The organism is Embleya sp. NPDC059213, assembly GCF_042754445.1.
Lineage (GTDB): Bacteria > Actinomycetota > Actinomycetes > Streptomycetales > Streptomycetaceae > Embleya.
In genome coordinates, this window is record NZ_JBHZAV010000188.1 from 1 (window position 1) to 18042 (window position 18042).

17 protein-coding genes and 1 pseudogene are annotated in these 18042 nt (G+C 69.9%); 13 read left to right on the top strand and 5 right to left on the bottom strand.

Going from position 1 to position 18042, the window contains the following annotated elements:
• Positions 1 to 314 precede the first annotated feature (314 nt).
• The 4 genes from ACFXMF_RS39395 to ACFXMF_RS39410 all read left to right on the top strand — a co-directional run bounded on the left by ACFXMF_RS39395 (position 315) and on the right by ACFXMF_RS39410 (position 2746).
• Positions 315 to 1043, top strand: coding sequence for a HemK2/MTQ2 family protein methyltransferase (locus ACFXMF_RS39395; RefSeq protein WP_379992812.1), 729 nt, complete (start codon positions 315 to 317; stop codon positions 1041 to 1043).
• Positions 1027 to 1290, top strand: a complete 264-nt coding sequence (locus ACFXMF_RS39400) for a CDGSH iron-sulfur domain-containing protein (protein WP_360313936.1) — start codon at positions 1027 to 1029, stop codon at positions 1288 to 1290. The genes ACFXMF_RS39395 and ACFXMF_RS39400 overlap by 17 nt, the downstream gene beginning before the upstream one ends.
• Complete coding sequence (locus ACFXMF_RS39405; protein WP_379992811.1) at positions 1287 to 2312, top strand: iron-containing redox enzyme family protein; 1026 nt, start codon at positions 1287 to 1289, stop codon at positions 2310 to 2312. Before ACFXMF_RS39400 ends, ACFXMF_RS39405 begins: the two co-directional genes overlap by 4 nt.
• A gap of 89 nt (positions 2313 to 2401) precedes the next feature.
• Entirely contained in the window at positions 2402 to 2746 is a 345-nt protein-coding gene (locus tag ACFXMF_RS39410) for an ATP-binding protein (protein ID WP_379992810.1), read from the top strand.
• Positions 2747 to 2820: 74 nt separating this feature from the next.
• Here the strand turns inward: ACFXMF_RS39410 and ACFXMF_RS39415 are convergent, their stop codons facing one another.
• Both ACFXMF_RS39415 and ACFXMF_RS39420 read right to left on the bottom strand, forming a co-directional pair.
• Positions 2821 to 3378, bottom strand: coding sequence for a dihydrofolate reductase family protein (locus ACFXMF_RS39415; protein ID WP_360313942.1), 558 nt, complete (start codon positions 3376 to 3378; stop codon positions 2821 to 2823).
• Between the two features lie 202 nt (positions 3379 to 3580).
• Entirely contained in the window at positions 3581 to 4126 is a 546-nt protein-coding gene (locus ACFXMF_RS39420) for a dihydrofolate reductase family protein (RefSeq protein ID WP_360313944.1), read from the bottom strand.
• A 156-nt stretch (positions 4127 to 4282) separates the two neighbouring features.
• Here ACFXMF_RS39420 and ACFXMF_RS39425 point away from each other — a divergent pair, with 156 nt between their 5' ends.
• The 9 genes and pseudogenes from ACFXMF_RS39425 (at position 4283) to ACFXMF_RS39465 (ending at position 13150) form a co-directional block, all read left to right on the top strand.
• Positions 4283 to 5188 carry a LysR family transcriptional regulator gene (locus tag ACFXMF_RS39425; protein WP_379991278.1) on the top strand — a complete coding sequence of 302 codons (906 nt, stop codon included), beginning with the start codon at positions 4283 to 4285 and terminating at the stop codon, positions 5186 to 5188.
• 953 nt (positions 5189 to 6141) lie between these two features.
• Positions 6142 to 6546 (top strand): EthD family reductase, encoded by a 405-nt coding sequence (locus ACFXMF_RS39430; RefSeq protein WP_379991277.1) that lies wholly within the window; start codon positions 6142 to 6144, stop codon positions 6544 to 6546.
• Between the two features lie 17 nt (positions 6547 to 6563).
• A complete protein-coding gene (locus tag ACFXMF_RS39435) occupies positions 6564 to 7433 on the top strand; it encodes a PhzF family phenazine biosynthesis protein (protein ID WP_379991276.1) in 870 nt (289 codons plus the stop codon).
• Between the two features lie 642 nt (positions 7434 to 8075).
• Complete coding sequence (locus tag ACFXMF_RS39440; protein ID WP_360313953.1) at positions 8076 to 8507, top strand: hypothetical protein; 432 nt, start codon at positions 8076 to 8078, stop codon at positions 8505 to 8507.
• Positions 8504 to 8869, top strand: coding sequence for a hypothetical protein (locus tag ACFXMF_RS39445; RefSeq protein WP_379991274.1), 366 nt, complete (start codon positions 8504 to 8506; stop codon positions 8867 to 8869). The genes ACFXMF_RS39440 and ACFXMF_RS39445 overlap by 4 nt, the downstream gene beginning before the upstream one ends.
• 604 nt (positions 8870 to 9473) lie before the next feature.
• Positions 9474 to 9722 (top strand): annotated as a pseudogene (locus tag ACFXMF_RS39450) (GMC oxidoreductase); the annotation flags it as partial.
• 313 nt (positions 9723 to 10035) lie between these two features.
• Entirely contained in the window at positions 10036 to 10176 is a 141-nt protein-coding gene (locus tag ACFXMF_RS39455; protein ID WP_379991273.1) for a hypothetical protein, read from the top strand.
• A gap of 921 nt (positions 10177 to 11097) precedes the next feature.
• Complete coding sequence (locus tag ACFXMF_RS39460) at positions 11098 to 11400, top strand: alpha/beta hydrolase fold domain-containing protein (protein ID WP_379991272.1); 303 nt, start codon at positions 11098 to 11100, stop codon at positions 11398 to 11400.
• A 217-nt stretch (positions 11401 to 11617) separates the two neighbouring features.
• Positions 11618 to 13150: an ABC transporter substrate-binding protein gene (locus tag ACFXMF_RS39465; RefSeq protein WP_379991271.1), complete on the top strand. Its 1533-nt coding sequence runs from the start codon at positions 11618 to 11620 to the stop codon at positions 13148 to 13150.
• Positions 13151 to 13762: 612 nt separating this feature from the next.
• Here ACFXMF_RS39465 and ACFXMF_RS39470 read toward each other — a convergent pair.
• The 3 genes from ACFXMF_RS39470 to ACFXMF_RS39480 form a co-directional block, all read right to left on the bottom strand.
• The gene (locus tag ACFXMF_RS39470) at positions 13763 to 14395 is read right to left on the bottom strand and encodes a hypothetical protein (protein ID WP_379991270.1); all 633 of its coding nucleotides are present in this window, start codon (positions 14393 to 14395) and stop codon (positions 13763 to 13765) included.
• Positions 14396 to 14787: 392 nt separating this feature from the next.
• Positions 14788 to 16152, bottom strand: a complete 1365-nt coding sequence (locus tag ACFXMF_RS39475; protein WP_379991269.1) for a VWA domain-containing protein — start codon at positions 16150 to 16152, stop codon at positions 14788 to 14790.
• Between the two features lie 618 nt (positions 16153 to 16770).
• Positions 16771 to 17121: a hypothetical protein gene (locus tag ACFXMF_RS39480; protein ID WP_379991268.1), complete on the bottom strand. Its 351-nt coding sequence runs from the start codon at positions 17119 to 17121 to the stop codon at positions 16771 to 16773.
• Between the last annotated feature and the right edge of the window lie 921 nt (positions 17122 to 18042).

Here is an 18042-nt window from a genome sequence, read left to right on the forward strand (position 1 = left end):
GACCCGGGCCCCACCGGGTCCTCGTCGGCGCACCCCGGCAAGCCGGCCTCCGACCCACCCGTGCCGTGCCCGGGCGAAACCCACGACGCCGCCCGCGGCACAGCCGCTACGCACGCCCCTGGGGCCACATCCGCCCACGTGGTGCGCATGAACCCGACAGGGCCGGGCAAGCGATCTTTGCGTGCCCCGAACGCCGAAGGCCGGTGTTCGAACGACGCCGACGGTAAACGACGACCGTGCCCGAGACTCCCCGGAGGCAGCCGGTGTCCGGCGTCGGGCCCGGTGTCACGGCACCGCCATCGACGCTCGTCCTGATGGATTCGGTGATCCGCCGTGCCATCGCATTGCCGGAGGTTCCCGTGTCAGCAATCGGTGTCACAGTCTCCCCCTTGGGCCGGATACTCACCGCCCCGGGCGTCTACGTCCCCCAGTCCGACAGTTTTCTTCTGGCCGAGGCGATGCGCCGTGAAGGCGTCCGCGAAGGCAGCCGGGTTCTGGACATGTGCACCGGCAGTGGAGCCCTGGCCGTGTACGCGGCCCGACTCGGAGCACGAGTGACCGCCGTCGACAGCACCAGGCGCGCCGTGCTGACCACCCGCGCGAACGCGCTGTTCGCCCGCCGGCGGATCACCGTGCGTCGCGGCGACCTGCTGTCGGCCGTGGCCGGTCACTGCTTCGACGTCGTCGTGTGCAATCCGCCGTACGTGCCCGCGCCCCGGCCCGGTGTCGCGCAGTTCGGCGCCGCCCGCGCGTGGGATGCCGGACTCGGCGGCCGGGCGGTGGTGGACCGAATCTGCGCGGCGATCCCCGACGTACTGCGGCCCGCCGGTGTCCTGTTGATGGTGCACTCCGGGCTGTGCGACACCGAGGCCACCCTGGGTGCGTTGGAGCGGTCCGGCATGCGTGCCGCGATCGTCGACCGCACGACCATCCCGTTCGGTCCGGTCCTGCGCGAGCGGCTGGACTGGCTGCGCCGCACCGGCCTGGTGGGCCTCCACGACAATCACGAGGAACTGGTGGTCGTCCGTGCCGAGAAACGCTGATCGCCCCCGCCGGATCACCGCCGAGCGCGACGGTCCTCTCCTGATCGAAGGCCCCGTGGAGGTGGTCCTCCCGAACGGCGAGGTCGTCACATCACGACGCTTCGTCGTCGCCGTCTGCACATGCCGGCGCAGCCGCACCTACCCGTGGTGCGACACCAGCCACCGCGCGCGCACCGCGACGGCGGGCGCCGAACCGTCACCGGCCGAACCGGAGACGTCGACGATCGACGAAGGAGGCCGCGCGTGACCGTGTCGACCCCCGCCTCCCAGGCCGCCCCGGCATTGCCGCGACCGCGCGGCGACCTCTCCGCGGGCGTGATCACGGCATTGCGGACCGGGGAAGGGGCACTCCCGGGGATTCGCGAGGTCGCCCGGGCCGATCCCTTCGGCGAGGATCTGCACCTGGCCCTGTACACGCTGTACGAGTTGCACTATCGGGGCTTCGCCCGGGTGGCCGACGACCGCGAGTGGGACCCGAGTCTCCTGGGCCTGCGTGCCGCCCTCGAGGAACGCTTCCACAGCGCCCTGCGTGCGCACGCCCACGACGGCCGGAGCGTGGACGACGCGCTGGCCACGCTCCTGATCGAGCCGGCGGGGGACGACGGCACCAGCGTCAGCCACTTCCTCCGGACCCGGGGAGAGTTGTGGCAGTTGCGCGAATACGCCGCGATGCGCTCGCTGTATCACCTCAAGGAGGCCGATCCGCACGCCTGGGTCATCCCTCGCCTGCGCGGTCGGGCGAAAGCGGCCATGGTGGCCATCGAGTTCGACGAGTTCGGGGCCGGCCGCGCCGAGGACATCCACGCCCGACTGTTCGCGGACCTCATGGTCGATCTCGACCTGGACCCGCTGTACGGGCGTTACCTGGACGCGGCGCCCGCCGTGGTGCTGCCGACCGTGAACCTGATGTCCCTGCTCGGGTTGCATCGCGGGCTGCGCGGCGCGCTGGTGGGTCACTTCGCCTGTGTGGAGGTGACTTCGCCCCCCGGCGCACGCCGACTGGCCCAGGCGATGCGCCGGACCGGCGCCGGACCCGCCGCCGAGCGCTTCTACGACGAGCACGTGGAAGCCGACGCCGTCCACGAGCAGGTCGTGCGTCGCGAGGTGGTCGCCGGCCTGCTTGCCGACGAACCGAACCTGGCAGCCGACATCGTCTTCGGCATCGCCGCCACCGTGTTCCTGGAGGGCCGCCTCGGCGACCACATCCTGACCGCGTGGCGTGCCGGACGCAGCGCCCTGCGCCCTCCGCTCGAGGCGACCTCGACCTGAGCCCCCCGGACGACACGACCCCTCTCGGGGAGACGGGCCGGGAGCCGTAGCGGGGCGGTTGCTCGGGGGGTGAACGGGGAGAAGGCGGCATGGCGGATATGCGCGCGGTGGGATGGGCTCGGTCCTCGACCATCGCTGGTGGTGTGGCGGGGCAGGGTTGGACGCGGCAGCACCTGGCGTGTCTGGTGTGGACGCGGGACGCGCCGGAGAGGATGGACGACGTCCTGCCGACCGTCTCGGAACCGGTCACCAACGCCCATGTGCGCGCACACAGCGACGCCCGACTCGTCCTGGGCTGGGACAGCCGATGTCCGAACGTCCACGTCAGCGACACCGCTCCCGGCCTGCCCGCAGCGCGAGCGGACGGCGGTACGCTCGCGCCGTCGGGGCGCGTGTCTGGCGGCGGCCCGTCCAGGAACGCGGCACAGGGCTGAGCCGGGCCCGGGTGCGTGACGGGCGCGCAGTCGATCCGTCGGCGGCGCGCCCGTCACGTGGGACCGTGTCGCGGCTACGACGACGCGGCCTCGGCTGCGGGCGTGTACACGAGGACCATGACACCGGTGTCGAGGGCTTCGGTGCGGGTGTGCTTGAGCCGATGCCGGAATCCGTCGGCGGCGAGGGTTCCGCCGCCGGCGATCACCGGGTGAACCCAGAAGTGCACCTCGTCCAGCAGGCCGTGCGCGAGCAGGGTCTTGGCGACCGGCCCGAATCCGTACATCAGGATGTCGCCGCCTGGCTGCGCCTTGAGTTCGGCGATCTCGGCGACGGCCTTGTCCCGGGGGATGACGGTGGTGCGACCCCAGTCGCCGCCGGCCAGGGTGGAGGAGACGACGTACTTGTCGATGCTGTTCATGCGGTCGGCGAACGCGTCGGCGCCCGCCCGTGCCGACCAGGCGGGTGCGAAGTTCGCATAGGTTTCGCGGCCCATGAGCAGCGTGTCGGCGGCGAAAAGCAGGCTGTGCGCGTATCGCTCCAGGTCATCGCTCCAGTAGTCGAAGGACCACTGGTCGAGCTTTTCGATGTCGCCGTCGAGGGAGATGTACGTGGAGTTGACGATCTTGCGCATGGTTGCAGCGCTCCTTGACGGGGGCGGGTTCTGGTGGGAGTTCCGTGAGACGGGACGGGCGCGAGCCGGTGGGGTGCTGCGGCGGTCGTCAGCGGAGTGGTGTTTTCCGACGGGATTCGCGCGACCGTGTCCGGCACCGGGGAGTTCGTGGCGAGTTCCCCGGTGCCGGGGCCAGTCGTCGTGCGCAGCGCGGGGTGGTGTGTCAGGCCGCCGGTGCCGGACGGTAGTCGAGGACGATCGCGCCCGAGCTGAAGGACTGGGTGCCCGCGAGCGTCCAGGACTTCGGGGTGAGGCCGTCGGTGAACAGGCGCTTGCCGTTGCCGACGGTCACCGGGTGGAGGAACAACTTGAGTTCGTCGACCATGTCGTGCTCGATCAGTGTGTTGACAAGCGTGACGCTGCCGTAGACCAGCAGGTCGGCACCGGGCTCGGCCTTGAGCTTGGCGACCTGTTCGAGGACGTCGCCGTCGATGATGGCCGCGTTCCAGGTAGCGCTCTGGAGGGTGGTGGTGGCGACGTACTTGGGGATGTGGTTCATCCGCGCGGTGAACTCGTCGGACTCGTCGCGCGGTGACCACGCCTCGGCGAAGCTCTCGTACGTCGCGCGCCCCAGCAACAGGGCGCGGCTGGCGCGCAGTTGGCCGTTCTGGTACTTGGCGTGCTCGTCGTTCCAGAAGGGGCCGGTCCAGGCGGGGTCCTCGACCACGCCGTCCATCGTGATGTACATGACCGCAACGATCTTGCTCATGCGGAAGTCTCCGTTTCACAGCAATGGGGGAGCCGCTCCGAGGTCCTGGGTGTCCGTCGGACGCGGCCCCTTCAGCGTGCAAGATCCGCACGCGGTACAACAAGGCACGACCACGCCACGCTGGGTTGAGCGCGGCTAAACGATCAAGGGGTGGGCATGCTGGAGAGACTGGAGCTCGAAGCGTTTCTCACGCTTGCCGAGGAACTGCACTTCGGACGCACCGCAGAACGCCTGCACGTCACGACCGGCAGGATCAGCCAGACCATCCGCAAGCTCGAACGCCGCGTCGGCGGACCGCTGTTCGTACGCAACAGCCGCAAGGTGACGCTGACCCCGCTCGGCGAGCAGCTGCGCGACGACCTGCGCCCCGCGTACGACCAGATCACCGCCGGGCTCGCCCAGGCGATCACCACGACCCGCGGTGTGCGCGTCAAGGGCGTGGTGCGCGTCGGCTTCTCCGGGGCTTGGTGCGGCAACCTGCTCGTCAGGGCCGCCGACCTGTTCCGCGTGCGCCATCCGGACAGCGTGGTGGAGATCCAGGAGATCCAACTCCTCGACCCGCTCGGTCGCATGCGGGCCGGCGAAGTGGACCTGCAGCTCACCGAGTTCCCCATAGCCGAGCCCGACATCGTGCAGGGGCCGCTGATGTTCGCCGAGCCGCGCGGACTGCTGGTGCCCGCCGGCCACCCCTTCGCAGGCAAGGACTCCGTCTCGATGGAAGACCTCGTCGACACGACGCTGGTCACGATCGCCTCGGAGCACATCCCCGAATACTGGATGGACTACTACTTCCCCCGAACAACCCCGTCCGGCCGGCCGATCCCGCAGGGGCCGGCCACCCGGTTCTGGCCCGAGGTACTCGTCCACGTCAGCATGGGCGTCGGCGTCAGCACGGTGGCACTGCGCGCCCAGGACTTCCACTCCCGCCCGGGCCTGGCCTTCGTCCCGCTGCACGACGCCCCGCCGATCGACTACGGCTTCCTGTGGCCGCGCACCGGCCTGAGTCCGGTCGCCTCTACCTACCTCGACATCGTGTACGAGCTCGCCACGCCCATCCGCTGACCGCTCCGTCGGCCGGGCTCCGTGCCGACGGCAACCCCGAATTCCGCCTTCTCGACGGTGATTTCGCAGTGGTTGGCGGCGAGGGGGGGTGTCCCGGGCCGGTGTGCGTTCGGGTCGAGGGCGGCTTCCGCGGTGATCCACTTTGTGCAGAGCTTGCGTCTCCCGAGCCGTGCGGGGAACGCCCCGCACTCGATGAGGCAGGCCCATCCGGCGAGTTGCGCCCGGCGCGCACCGACGAACAACGGCGCGGCGGCCACGTCGATGCCCGCGTGGACGAACGTCGCGCCGATGCGTTCGCTACGTCCGGTAGGTGCGGTGATGGGCGCTCGCGTCGTCGGTGCGGTGATGCCGGGCCACCACGGGGAGACCGAACTCCGCGTTGTACAGGATCCGGTAGTAGGGGTCCAGGAGCGTGGTGTGCAGGGGGTTCGGACCACGACGCGCCAGCCGGCACGCCTACTTCAGGATGTAGCGGGTGTGGCTCCCGATGTGAACCTCGGTGTTGAGGGGGCCACGATGCTGCTTGCGGGCTCGGTGTAGAGGACGAAGTGGGCTGAGTCTTTGGCGGGCTCGTACGTCACGGTCAGATCGTGGTGTCCGTAGCTCAACGGTCGGCGTTTCCCGAAGGTGGTCGGGCACTCGTGGTGGCGGTCTCCTCGATCGATACCGGATCGGCGCCATCCGTGTGGGCGTTCGGTGTTTCCAGGCCGGATACGCGCGCACGTCGACCGCCGGCCGTGCCCGAGGAGGATCGGACGCCAACACCGGTTCTGCGGACGGCTCCTACCCCGGGCCCGGGTCGGGCGGGCGGGGGAGGGCGAGACCGAAGCGGGTGATGGGGGCGCGGCCAAGGTACGGCGGAGACCGGCAACAGGCTGAGCGGTCCTCGGGTTTGCGCCAGTGAGGGCGGGGGTTCCCGGATGCTATGGTCTCGTCTCCGGACGGAGGTCGTCGTGCATGAGTTGGTGGTCCTGTATTCCACGCCTGCCGACCCTGACCACTTCCGCGACCACTACGTGACCAACCATTTTTTACTGGTCATGAATATGCCCGGGCTGCTTGCGTGGCGCTACTGCTTCGACGTGGCGGCGGCCAAGGGAGAAGCGCCGTATTTCGCGGTCTTCGAAGGTGACTTCGCCGACGCCGCCGCCATGGCCGCGGCGCGGGTGTCGCCGCAGGGCCGGCGGGTGGCTGCCGATGTCGCCGACCACGTCACCGGCGGTGCGGTCGTCATCCACCATCCGGTGCGGGACTGCACCGGCCGAGGCAGGACGGTACGCTCCGGGATGCCTTCGGTCGGCCGTTGCGGCCGGGGCCGGCCATCGGCGGAACGCCGTTCGTGGTTGCCGATTCGTTGAGTATCAAAGGTGGGTCGATGTTCTGGCCGGATGTCACGGTGGTTGACGCGTGCGTGCGGCGCGACGGCCGGGGCGGCAGCCCCACGGCTGTCACCGACGACGACCCGGCGGCGACGGACGCGGACCGGCGCGCGGTCGCCGCTGCGGCCGGCACCTCGCACGCGGCGTTCCTGGGCTCGGGGCGGACGCCGGACGGTGGCCGGCCGGTCCGGTTCTTCACCGCCACCGCCGAACTGTCCGGCTGCGGCCACGGCACCGTTGCCGCGCAGGCCGTCCGGTTGACCCGCACCGCGCTGGACGAGTCGAACGACCGCCAACACACCGGCGGGCGCACGTTCGACACCGTCGCGATCCGCCGCCCCGCCGGCATCGAGGTGTGGTTCGACCAGGGCCTCGTCGCGCTGCGTCACCCGGTACCGGACGAGCGCGCCGCGATCGTCGCCGCGCTCGGGCTCACCGCGGACGATTCCCATCCGACCGACGTGCCACGGATCGCCGCGCCCGGTGCGCCACGCATGCTGGTACCGGTCCACGACCGGTCGGCGCTGCTCCGAGTCCGCCCACACTTCGGCAGGCTGACGGCGGCGTGCCGGCGGTACGGGCTCCTCGGCTGTTTCGTGTACGTACCTCCGGTGGGCGACCGGCCGGGTGCGGCGCGGATGTTCGCGCCGGCGATCGGTGTCGACGAGGACGTCGCCAACGCCAACAGCACCGGCTGCCTGGCCGCCCACCTGCTCGACACGACAGGGGCGCGGACGGTCGCGATCGAGGTGGAGCAGGGTGACACCCTCGGTCGACCGGCCGGCGTGCTCGCTTCGGCCCGACGCGGGCCGGCGGGCATCACGACCCGGGTCGGCGGATTGGCGGTGGTCCGCGACGGACGGTGAGGCGACGACCGGACCGTCCTCTTCTGCGATCCGCGTATGGAGCCGGGGCTGTCCGCCGCGGTCGGGCTGTTGTGGTTGCCGGCCATCCGTCGGCTTGCGCCGGTGGCGATATCCAGCGTGTATACGTGCCCGCCCCTGCCCCGCGACCGTTGCGGCTCCGGTCACCGCACCAGCCGCTTCAAGAGCGCACCCGGCTGCTTCACCATCCCCGAGGTCGCCCTGCGCTCGACCCCGAGCACCCGTGCCACACCCGTCAACGACCGATACCTTGCCCGAGCCTTCGACGTCCCCCTCGGCGCCACCCCATCCCACCCTTGGGCGAACCCGCTGCCGGCGTCCTGGCCGACCGGGGCACGCGGCCTCCTGCCCCCCGCCCACGGCCTCGACAACGGAGCCACGAGTTGAGTTCCCCATGGGCGCGTCCAACCCACCAGGATCGAAAGCAGCTGCAGGTTGTCCGTTAGCGTTCAATCGGGCTGTTGATTCTTTCGCTTGGATTCCGCAGCATTGGACTCGCCGCTCCAAATATATTGTTGGTACGGGCAAGTATGGGGCGGTGGCTGCTCGCAGCGCTCATACTCGAGGCAAGGGCGAAGACGCAAGGTGTAGGCCGTCCATCACGGTGTTGCGAGGTCAGACTCAGTGACGATCTTCGGGTACATCCTCCTTGGCGCCGCCGGCGGTGCCGTGATTGAACTCGTTGCCTTCTTCAATCGTCTCGGCGAGTGGCAGACCGCGCGGCAGGCGGCATTAAAAAAGAAGCGCCGCGATCCGCCGAGCTTCATGAATTTCATTGATGTACGGCCCGTGATCGCCATCGCTGTCACCCGACTGATGCTCGGCGCGGCGGGCGCAACCCTGTACGGGGCCACAGGCCAGGCAACGGGCGCTCTCGGGGCGCTGACCGTCGGGGCTGCAGCCCCTGCCATGTTGCAGCAGTTCGGGCAGATTCCCCGGCTGCGCGAAGCAGTGACGGATGCACGTGCCGAAGTGCCGCGACCGGTTCCAAGAACGGCTTTCGATGACAAGGCACCCGCGGCCCAAGACGACCCGGTCCACGATGGGATCTCATGAGTAAAGACGAAGGCTCCTTCACCCACAGATATTTCGGCGGCCTGATCGGGGCAACGAACAACACCGTTGGCCGTGACTCCGGCGCCAATATCGTTTCCGGTCACACCGATGAGCTGACCGAATCAATTACAGTGTTCACTCGCGCCCTCGCCTCCGCACTGACGAACCATGAACACGACTTCGACGAAGCCGACCGAAGCTACGCTCTGCATGCGGTGGAGCAGCTACAGGAGATGCCTCTTCCGCCGGATCCGACAGTCCTCCGACGGGTCTTTGCGCGACTCTCGGCGGTTCTGGATCCCTACCCCGGGATGGGGGCATACATCGAATCCATGCGACTTTTGCTTCAGCGCGTCGAGTAACCTGTGCCCGGCCCAGGTCAGCCCGCCGGGTTGTGGGCATCGCGGTAGATGGTGCGGGGTTGGCGGTGGCTTGCATGTGCTGCGGCGTGCTCGGCCGCCAAGCGCACCGCCTTCATTTTCGAGCGGAGCCTCGCCATGTGCCCAGAGCATCGGCGGAGCTTGGCCCAGGTCCGGTTCGCGTTGGTGAGCGACGTTCCGCGGGTCGGTGTTCTGCGACTCCCTCCGCGCTGCCTGCTGTCCGGCTTTTGCCGGAACGTCCGTCCCGTGTCGTCGGATTGCCGTTTTCGGTGTCACGGTGGCGCGGTTTCCGGCTTCCTTGGGGAGGCCGGTGTTTCGATGGCCGGGTCGCCTGGCGCCTCCGGGCCCGGCCGGGACGGAACGGGGGAGCGATGGTGACCGGGACGCCCGAGGATCACGGGTGGACGGGCGCTCGGTGTGGTGCCGGCGGCCGCGGTGCAGGAGCAAGTGGGGCACCGTCGCCTGGAGTTGGAGGGCCGGGTCGCGTTGACGCTCGGACACCTGCGGCTCGCGGTGGCCGCCGCCCGAACATCGCCGCGGACCCTGCAACACCGGCTGCGAACGGCCCGCGAGGAAGGCCGTACCACCCCTCGCTCTGGCCGTCGGCGGCGCGACCGCGGTTCATGACGGCGACGGCGCGCTCGACCGGGTGATCGCGAATGGCCACTACGCCTTCCTCCACGGCGTCGGCACGTGCCCGATCGGCGCGGACGCGGCGACGTCGGTGGTGGACGCGGACCTGCACGGCGTAGAGGGGCCGAGCGTGGTCGACGCGTCGGTGCTGCCGACGGCGCCGGCCGAATCGGGCGCGGAGGCCGTGGCCGCCCGCTCGTGAGGACGACCCGGGCGCCCGCCGCTCCGGGGCGGGCCCCGAACACACGTTTCGAGGCGGGCGGTTCAGCCGCCCGGCAGCGACTCCACCGCGACGCCCGGCCGTTCCCGCAGCGGGTGCGACTGCGCGAACTCGATGTGCCGGCGGGCCAGTTCGTGCGCACCGTCGACGTCGCCCGCCGCGATCAGTCCGATGAGCTCGTGGTGGACATCCAGGCCCCGCGCTTGCGCTCGTCGAAGTCGGAGCTCTCGGCCACCTCGTCGACGCGCCGGCCCCCGACGCCGCCGAACACGGACCGCGCGTGGCGGAGGTGGCCGTGCCCCTGACGGTCGCGGAGGTTTCGGCCGACGCCCTGGGATCCGCGTTCGTCGACCACTTCGGGACCGACCACCCCGCCCTGGCCGCCGTACGCCGCCCGACCACACGGACCCGCCGCCGAGGGCCGCCGCCGCAGTGACGGTGTGCCCGCCCCGGCCCGGTGACGAGCGCACCCGTGCGCGCGGCGCCGGCCGGACCGGCCGTGCGCCAGGATCATTCCCCCGCGACCCTCTATTAATATATGCTCAACGCTAAATCAGATGGCGTCCCGTGCCGCGCGGCTCGGAGTGCGCCTTCTCGCGAGGAGCCCCATGTCCCAGGCCCCGAACGACGCACCCGTCCCGCGTCGCATCACCCATGTCGAACTCGTGTACCGCCCCGGCGAACGCGCGCTCGCGACTCGTGTTTCCCGGAACTGCGCGGGTGCCGCATGGCCGACGGGGGCGGCCACCGGTTCACCGCCCCCGTCGAGCCCCGGGAGGGCGGCCCCACGCACAACGCGCTCCACGCCTGCGAGGTCACCCCGACAGTGGGCCTTCGAGAACGAACTGCGGACGCGGCCCGGAGACGGCGGGACCCTCGCCGAGGCGCCACCGCGAGGGTCGACGACGTGACCGAACACCCGTAGTATTCCTGCCACTTCGGGATCCGCCTGGCCACGAGCACGGCTCCTGAGAGCGTTGTCGAGGACATCGCGATCGCCGCGAAGGACGACCTCGCGCCGAACGGCCGGATCCGCGTCTCCGGGGTGTACCGCCCCGAGGACCCGGGTGCCGCGACCGACAGATGATGCAGGTTTTCGCGCACCCCCTCCGCCCCCGCGGAAGCCGCACCACCGGCCCCGCCACGGGCTTGCCCGCCCCGTCGACCGTCGGGTCGCATAGGCGACGAATAAGCCAGTCAATGGACGATTTGTCCAGTGAATGTATGATCCCCGCACTCATTGGGAATGCCCGACCGCGCCTCGACGCCGGTCGCCGGCCGACGCCCGCCCCTGGAGGCCGTGAAGGTGAACGCCCGCCCGCAACCATTCGTCCCGACCCCGGAACCGGCCACGCTCATGGCCGCATTCCCCCCGCTTCCCTTCGTCACGCCACAGACCGCGGCCACGATTCGCGAACGCGTCGTCGAGGCCGCGGCGCGTCGACCCCGTCCCGACGTGTACGCGGTCGCCGACCGGCTGCTGCCGGGCCCGAACGGGGACACCCCGGTGCGGATCTGCCACCCACGGCCCGCGGGGAGTCTTCCCGTCCCGGTGTCCGCCCACGGCGGCGGATGGTCGATCTGCGGCATCGAGACCCACGCGGGCATCTGCCGGGAGATCGCCAACCGCAACGGCTGCGCCGTCGTGTCCGTCGAGTAGCGCCGGCCGTCGCCGCCTTGCGCGGCGCATTCGACTCCGCGCTCCCGCTCCCGCTCGCTCGCGCGCTCTCGCCCACGCCCGGTCGCGGACCCGCAGCGCGCATCAGACCAAACGCGTCAAGGCGCCCCATCGCCGCCGCGCCAGACCGACTTTTGATAGGCAAACAGTGCACCACACCTTGCGTTGCCCGAGACCTCGCCGCAGCCGGACCAGGACAGTGCTCGTCGCGGTCCTGCTGACCCTGGCGTCGACCGGTTGTGGCCCCAGCGGGCGTCACACGGCGGATCCCGCCGGAACACCGAAACCCGGAGGCACCCTGCGGCTGGCGGTCCTCGACGACCCGGTATCGCTCGATCCCTTCTCCGCCTCGAACTATGCCGTCGCCTACGGAAACCTGCTCTCGGCGATCTACGACCCGCTCCTGTGGACGGATCCGGTGACCGGCACGGTGAAACCGCACCTCGCGCAGTCGTTCACTCCCGACAACGCCGCGCGGGTGTGGTCACTGGTGTTGCGACCGGGCGTACTCTTCTCCGACGGCACGCCGTTCGACGCCGCGGCGGTGAAGGCGAACTGGCAGATACACGCGGACCCTTCCAGCGGTTCCGGATACACGGTCGGCGCGACGAACCTCAAGCTCACCGTCAAGTCGCCACTGCTTCTGACCGTGGAACTTCCCTCACCCAATGCCAACTTCGATCAGACGGTCGCGAACAGCCTTGCCTACGTCGCGTCCCCACGCACGCTGGGAGATCCGAGTTCGTTGCGCACGCGCCCGGTCGGGGCCGGCCCCTTCGTGTTGGCCGAGCGGAGCGCGGGCAAAAGCCTCACCCTGCGCAAGAACCCGCGCTACTGGCAGCCGGGACGCCCCTATCTCGACGAGATCGACGTACGTGTGACGCCTCGGGCAACCAACGTCGCCGACGCCATCGCCGCCGACAGACTGGACTTGGCAGCCATCAGCGACCCCCTCTCGGGCAAGGCGGCCCAGGACGAACACCTGGGACTCGTGCGACTGAACCTGAATGGCGGTCTCATGATCGTCTTCAACACCCGCAGACCGCCGTTCGACGACCCCGCCGCGCGCCGGGCGGTGGTCAACAGTCTCGACTCTCAGGAGATGAACCGTCTGCTCTACGACAACGCCGGGACACCCGCACGTGGCGTGTTCGACGCGACCACCGAACTCGCCAACATCCAACTGTCCGCCGCCGAGAACCAACCCGAACAGGCTCGGGCCGCCTTCCTCAAGCTCACCGCCGGCGGAACCCGGCCCTTCACCTTCACCCACATGGTCGCCGGTGCGCCGGGAAGCGCCAACCGGACTGCGCTGTACGTCCAGGGGCGTATCCAGCAGTACCCCAACGTCCACATGAAGATCGATCCGGTGGACACCGCCACCCTGATCCGCAGACTCGTTGCCGGAGACTTCGACATGGCCGTCTCCGGGTTGTGGATGAACGACCCCGAGCCTGTGCTGTACGACTTCCTTCGCCCGGGCAGCCCGACCAACGTGAGCGGCTACTCCAATCCCGAGGTCGTCGACGCCATGACGCGGGCCCGTCTGGCCACCGCGCCCGGTGTCCGCCGCGAGGCGTACACCCACGTCCAACTCCAACTGAACAAGGACCTGCCGTTTTGGGTCTACCAGGAAGCCGCCAACGCGGTCGCCTTCGCCCCCCGCGTTACCGGTGTCCAGGCGTACAACGACGGCGTCGTCCTGTTCGACCGACTCGGCTTCGGCTCCTGAACAAGGTGGCAGGGCGGCCGCCGATGAGACCATTCGCCGGACGACGGCTCGGCCGGTGATCGTCACGATGGTGACGTCCGATCGCGGTGCGGCGGCCGGCGAAATCCGCTGACCGGATACTTCGTGGGGTGACCAGTGGCAAACCGGCCCCCGGCGGTCGGACAGCGCAGCGGCCGTATCCCAAAGGCGTGGCCCGCCGTGCGCGGATCCGGCGGACCGCTCCCGAGGTGTTCGCGACCGAGGCGACCGGAACGCCTCGCTCCGGGAGATCGGCGAACGCGTCGCACTGACCGACACGGGCGTGCTGCGCTACCTCGAGTCCCGGGAAGCCCTGTTCCTCGCCGTCATCGACCAGCGCGATCAAGAGTCCACCACAGCGGCCGAGGGAGCCGTCGGTCCGCCGGCGGCCGTCGTTCGAACGGCCCGTCACAACACGGATGTTCCCGGGCCGGTGCGGCTCTACATGGCGATGACGGCATGCGCTCCGGAACCGGGGCATCCCGCACCGAAAGCGCCGCAATCGTCCAACCCGGTGTCGTACGCGGCACCGGACCGGCCTATGGGTGCTCGGTCCGGCGCGGGGATGGGCGGCGGCGCGCCACCGGGCTGCGGCTACCTGCCGCCGTCGCGGATGAGGAGCATTCCCAGGCCCTGGGCGCGGGCGCCGGACACCCACCCGGGGAGGTTGTCGGCGAGCAGCCACTCGACCTCCTCGGCGTCGTCCTCGTCCGGGAGGAAGTCGTCGGCGTCGGTGTGGATTCGGTCCGTGTCGAAGGCCGCGAGTTCGTCGTGGATCCGGTCCAACTCGTCCGGGGACGCGAACATGGGGAACGGCCACGGGTCCGGGTCCGGGTGTGGGCCTGCGGGACTCCAGGGGAACGGCCAAGGGCGCGCCCACAAGTCGGCCGACGCGGCCAGGTCCCAGCTGCGGAATGCGCCTTCGAGCCGATCCCAGCCGCGTCCCGGCAGGACCACGTGTCCCAGCGGCGATCCGAGGGTCGGCCCGATGAGTTCCAGAAGCCACCCGTAGCCGCCCGAGCGCCCGGGGTCGAGAGAGCCGGTCACAATCTCGCGCAGCGCGGTTTCGACATCGCCGGGGTCGGTGGCACGAAGCAACCGGTCTGCGGTGCTCAGGTCCCGGATCTTCGCCAGGGCCATGCGTACGGGGACATCGTCGTCCGACCCGACCAAGCCGAAGACCGCAGCGTCATCGATCGCGAAAGCGGACACATATTGTTCAGCCACGCCGGCATTCTGCCAACGGGGACTGTCACACGCTCAGCTGGGCCGACGCCACGGCTTGGAGTCGAGGGCGTGGCCCCACCGACCCGAACATCCTGAGCCGGAGGCCCGCCGAGGCCGGCTCGCCGTCGCGCGCGTGCCCCGGGCAGACCTCGGCCGACGCCGACGCCGACGGCCGACACCGGCCACGCCCGCCACCGAGCATGAGGCGTTCAGTTGTGGCCCGCCCCAAGCGGACACTTGGCGACCGTGCCGGACGGGCAGATCCCCAAGGCCAACGCACCTCTGGACTGGGACGGCTACAAGCGCGGCGACCGCCGCGTGTCCGCCGCGCGGTGACACGCCGGCGTCGCGGGGTGCCCCTCGGCTGACAACGGAGGCAAGGAGATACGTGCTCAGAGCACGTTCATGCGCCGCGCTGCGGTGATCCACTTCGGGAACTCGGAGAGCAGCCGGTCGTACAGGTCCTGGTCGGGAACCTCACTGATGTCGTCGACGGCGAAGAAGCCGACATTGTCCACGTGGCGGCCACGCATCGTGTCGAGGCGCTTCAGGATGCCGTAGTTCGCGTTGCCGAGGCCCACGAACTGCCAGAACGCCGGTTCCTTGGACGCGCCCTTGAGTTCTCGCTTGATCTCGCTGTCGCAGTAGATGCCGCCGTCTGAGAAGAACAGCACCAACGTGGGGGCCGCGGACGGATTTTCCCGGACGTACGAGGGCACTTCGGCGATCACCTTGTGCTCTTCGTTGCCGAAGCCGACCGCCACCATGTCGACCTGACCCGGCAGCAGCTCCTGCTCGGGCTCGTCGCCTCCCGGACGGACGTGCAGCCGCAACCATTCCGGGAGTTCGCCCACGCGCAGATCCGGCAGACGTGCCGGATCGTCGGCGAATGTCCACGCCTGCATCACGCCGTCGTCCTCCAATTGCGCGGACACGGCCGCCATGCGCTCCACCACGTCGGCCACGACTCCGTCGGAGTAAAGCCAATTCATGGAGCCGGAGGCGTCCATGACCAGGATCACCCGCGCGGTGATCCCCTCCGCGCCCTGCTTGCGGAGGCTCACCTTGACCTGCTCCTTGCGCAGCGAAAGGCGATTGCGCATCTCCGCGGGCAGCGCTTCCTCGCCGGTTCCGGCCGGCGCGACGACGGATACCGCCAGGGGCGGCGGGGAGTCGACCGGCTGCGTCGGCACCGGCTGCGCGGCGGCGGAGTCCGCCGAGGGATCGTCGTGCACCGAGATACCGAAATCCGTGGCCAGACCGGCGAGTCCGGAAGCGTACCCCTGTCCGACCGCGCGGAACTTCCACTGCCCTTGGTGGCGATACAACTCGCCGCCGACGAAGGCGGTCTCGACCCCGGCCGTCATGTCGAAGCGGGCGATCTCGGCCGCCGTCGCGGCGTCCAGCAACCGAAGGCGCAGGTCCGGCACCTCGCCGAACGTGCCACCGTCCGACGACGCGCAGAACAGGATCCGGTGTATCGCCTCCTCCACGAGAGCGAGTTCCACGACGAGCGTGTCGGTGATGCCGTCCGCCGTCTTGGTCCGGCCCAGATGCGCCAACGCGCCGGACGGGTGGCGCGGGTGGTTGTAGAAGACGAAGTCGGCGTCCCCACGCACGGTACCGGCGTCGGTGAGCAGCAGCGCCGACGCGTCGATGTCGGGAACGCCGCTCCTCGTGGACCACGACAACTGCATACGAACCCGGATGGAATCGACGCGCAGGTTGGCGCCTTGACTCAAGGATGGTGATGTCATGGCGCAATCTTGCCGAAACCTGACGCCGCGCGCCGATTCGGGTGGCCCTTCCGTGCCTTCGCGGCCGAGGAAGGCGCGCGGAGGCCCCGTTCGGTGTCGAGGGAGGCGCGCCGTCGGAAGCAGGCTTTCCCGGAGGCCGCTCTGCCCTCACGCCACACGAAGGTGCATCGTAAAGGTCCCTTCGAACTCACCCTTGGCGAGCCCTCGTTCGGTGAAACGTCCACCGGCCCCCTCCCCGCCCGACCTTCACGCATGACCGTCGCCTCGGCCGCACTGGACACCAGCGGCCACCTCGCCACGCCGCCCGTCGGACCACCCCGTCGGCCGGCGCCGTCGGTCACGGCCCCGAGTCGCGGCCTGCCGCTGCGCCCGGGTGCGCCTTGGCAGGACGGTAGTTGCTTCCAGACGGTGATCGACGGGTATCCGCGGAAACAGCACCCGACGCCGCCGTTTCCGCCGTGGTTTCCCGAGTACGGTTGTACACCCCGACGCGCGCCCGGCACGCCACCGTCCCGGGTCGCCGCAGTGGTCGAGGCGGTCGGGCATGTCGCCGCCGCACAACGTGTCGAGGACGACGGTCGCGGTCGAACCCACACCGCACCCGCAGAGGACTCGACATCACACGGTGAATGCGTTTCGCGCTGTTCGAGCCCGATACCGCCGCTTGCAGGCACGTGACAACGAGACCGCCGTCGTGCATGTCAAGAGGAGGCCGATGCTCATGGGCAGGAACTCCGCGGCCCATCCGTCGTAGTGCGAACCGCCGCCCTCGGGCGGGGGCGCTCCGATGGATGCGAGGGACGGCAGTGGGATCAGCACGATGCCGCCGAGGCCCAGGACCAACCGGCCCACGGCCGACATCAGACGCTGTCTCGGCGTGCGGGCGCAGATCGTTGCGTAGAACGCCAGAAACATTGCGAACCCGTATGCCGGCAGCGCGGAGTAGGCCATCCACTGGGTGATGTGCACCCGCCATCCCTCCGGGGGTGTTTGCATGAATCCGAGCAGCCCCGGAAGCCCCCAGACGGCCAGGGCGGTTCCGAAGACCCGCCATTCGATCCCGCCCGGGGACGGCCCGAACCTCCGCAGCACAGCCACCGCACAACAGGCGGCGAACAGTCCGAAAAATAGACCCTCCAACGCCCCGTAGCACGTCTGCCGCCAGGCAGTCGACGGCGGAAAACCCCCGTGCGCGCCCCGCCAGGCTCCCGACGCACCCCACGCGACCGCCCCGATCACCATGCCGACGGACCGCAAGCCCCCTGCCCGCACGTCTCTTCGCACCAGCACCACCAACGCCGCCCCCTCGCCCGGTCACGACACCACAGGGCCTTGCCGCCGAGCACGATGATGCCAAGTCACCGGGCAGCCCCAATCGTCGACCTCCTGCGACCGATACAACACCGAAACACGTGGTCGAACGCACCGGACCGACACCACGCCAAGCATGGCCGACCCCACCGAGATCCGCCCCGAACCCGGCCCGGACGAACTGCGCGCCCTCGTGCCCGAAAGCGATCACCGAGCCCCAGGACCACCGGCCACGGCGTCGAGTTCGCGGGCTGCCGCTCCATGCCCGAAGGTGTCGGTCGCGGTACCACGCCTGTTGCTCGACGACGGCCGCGTCGGCGCTCGTGACGAGGGTGGCGGTGGGGCCGAAGTCGTGGACGGCGGGGCGTCCTTGCCCGTCCCGGCAGCGCCACGCAGCCTCCACCTTGTCCCACAGGCGTCGCGGCCCGCTTTGCAGAGTGTTGGGGGTATGCCCGGGGCGAACCTGTCAAGGGACAGTAGGAGTTGGCTCTGTCGCGAGTTTGGTGAAACACGAGATGTGGATCTTGGCGGCTCGTGATGATTCCGAGTGTCCGTTGCCGATCTTCTCGCCGTCCTGTT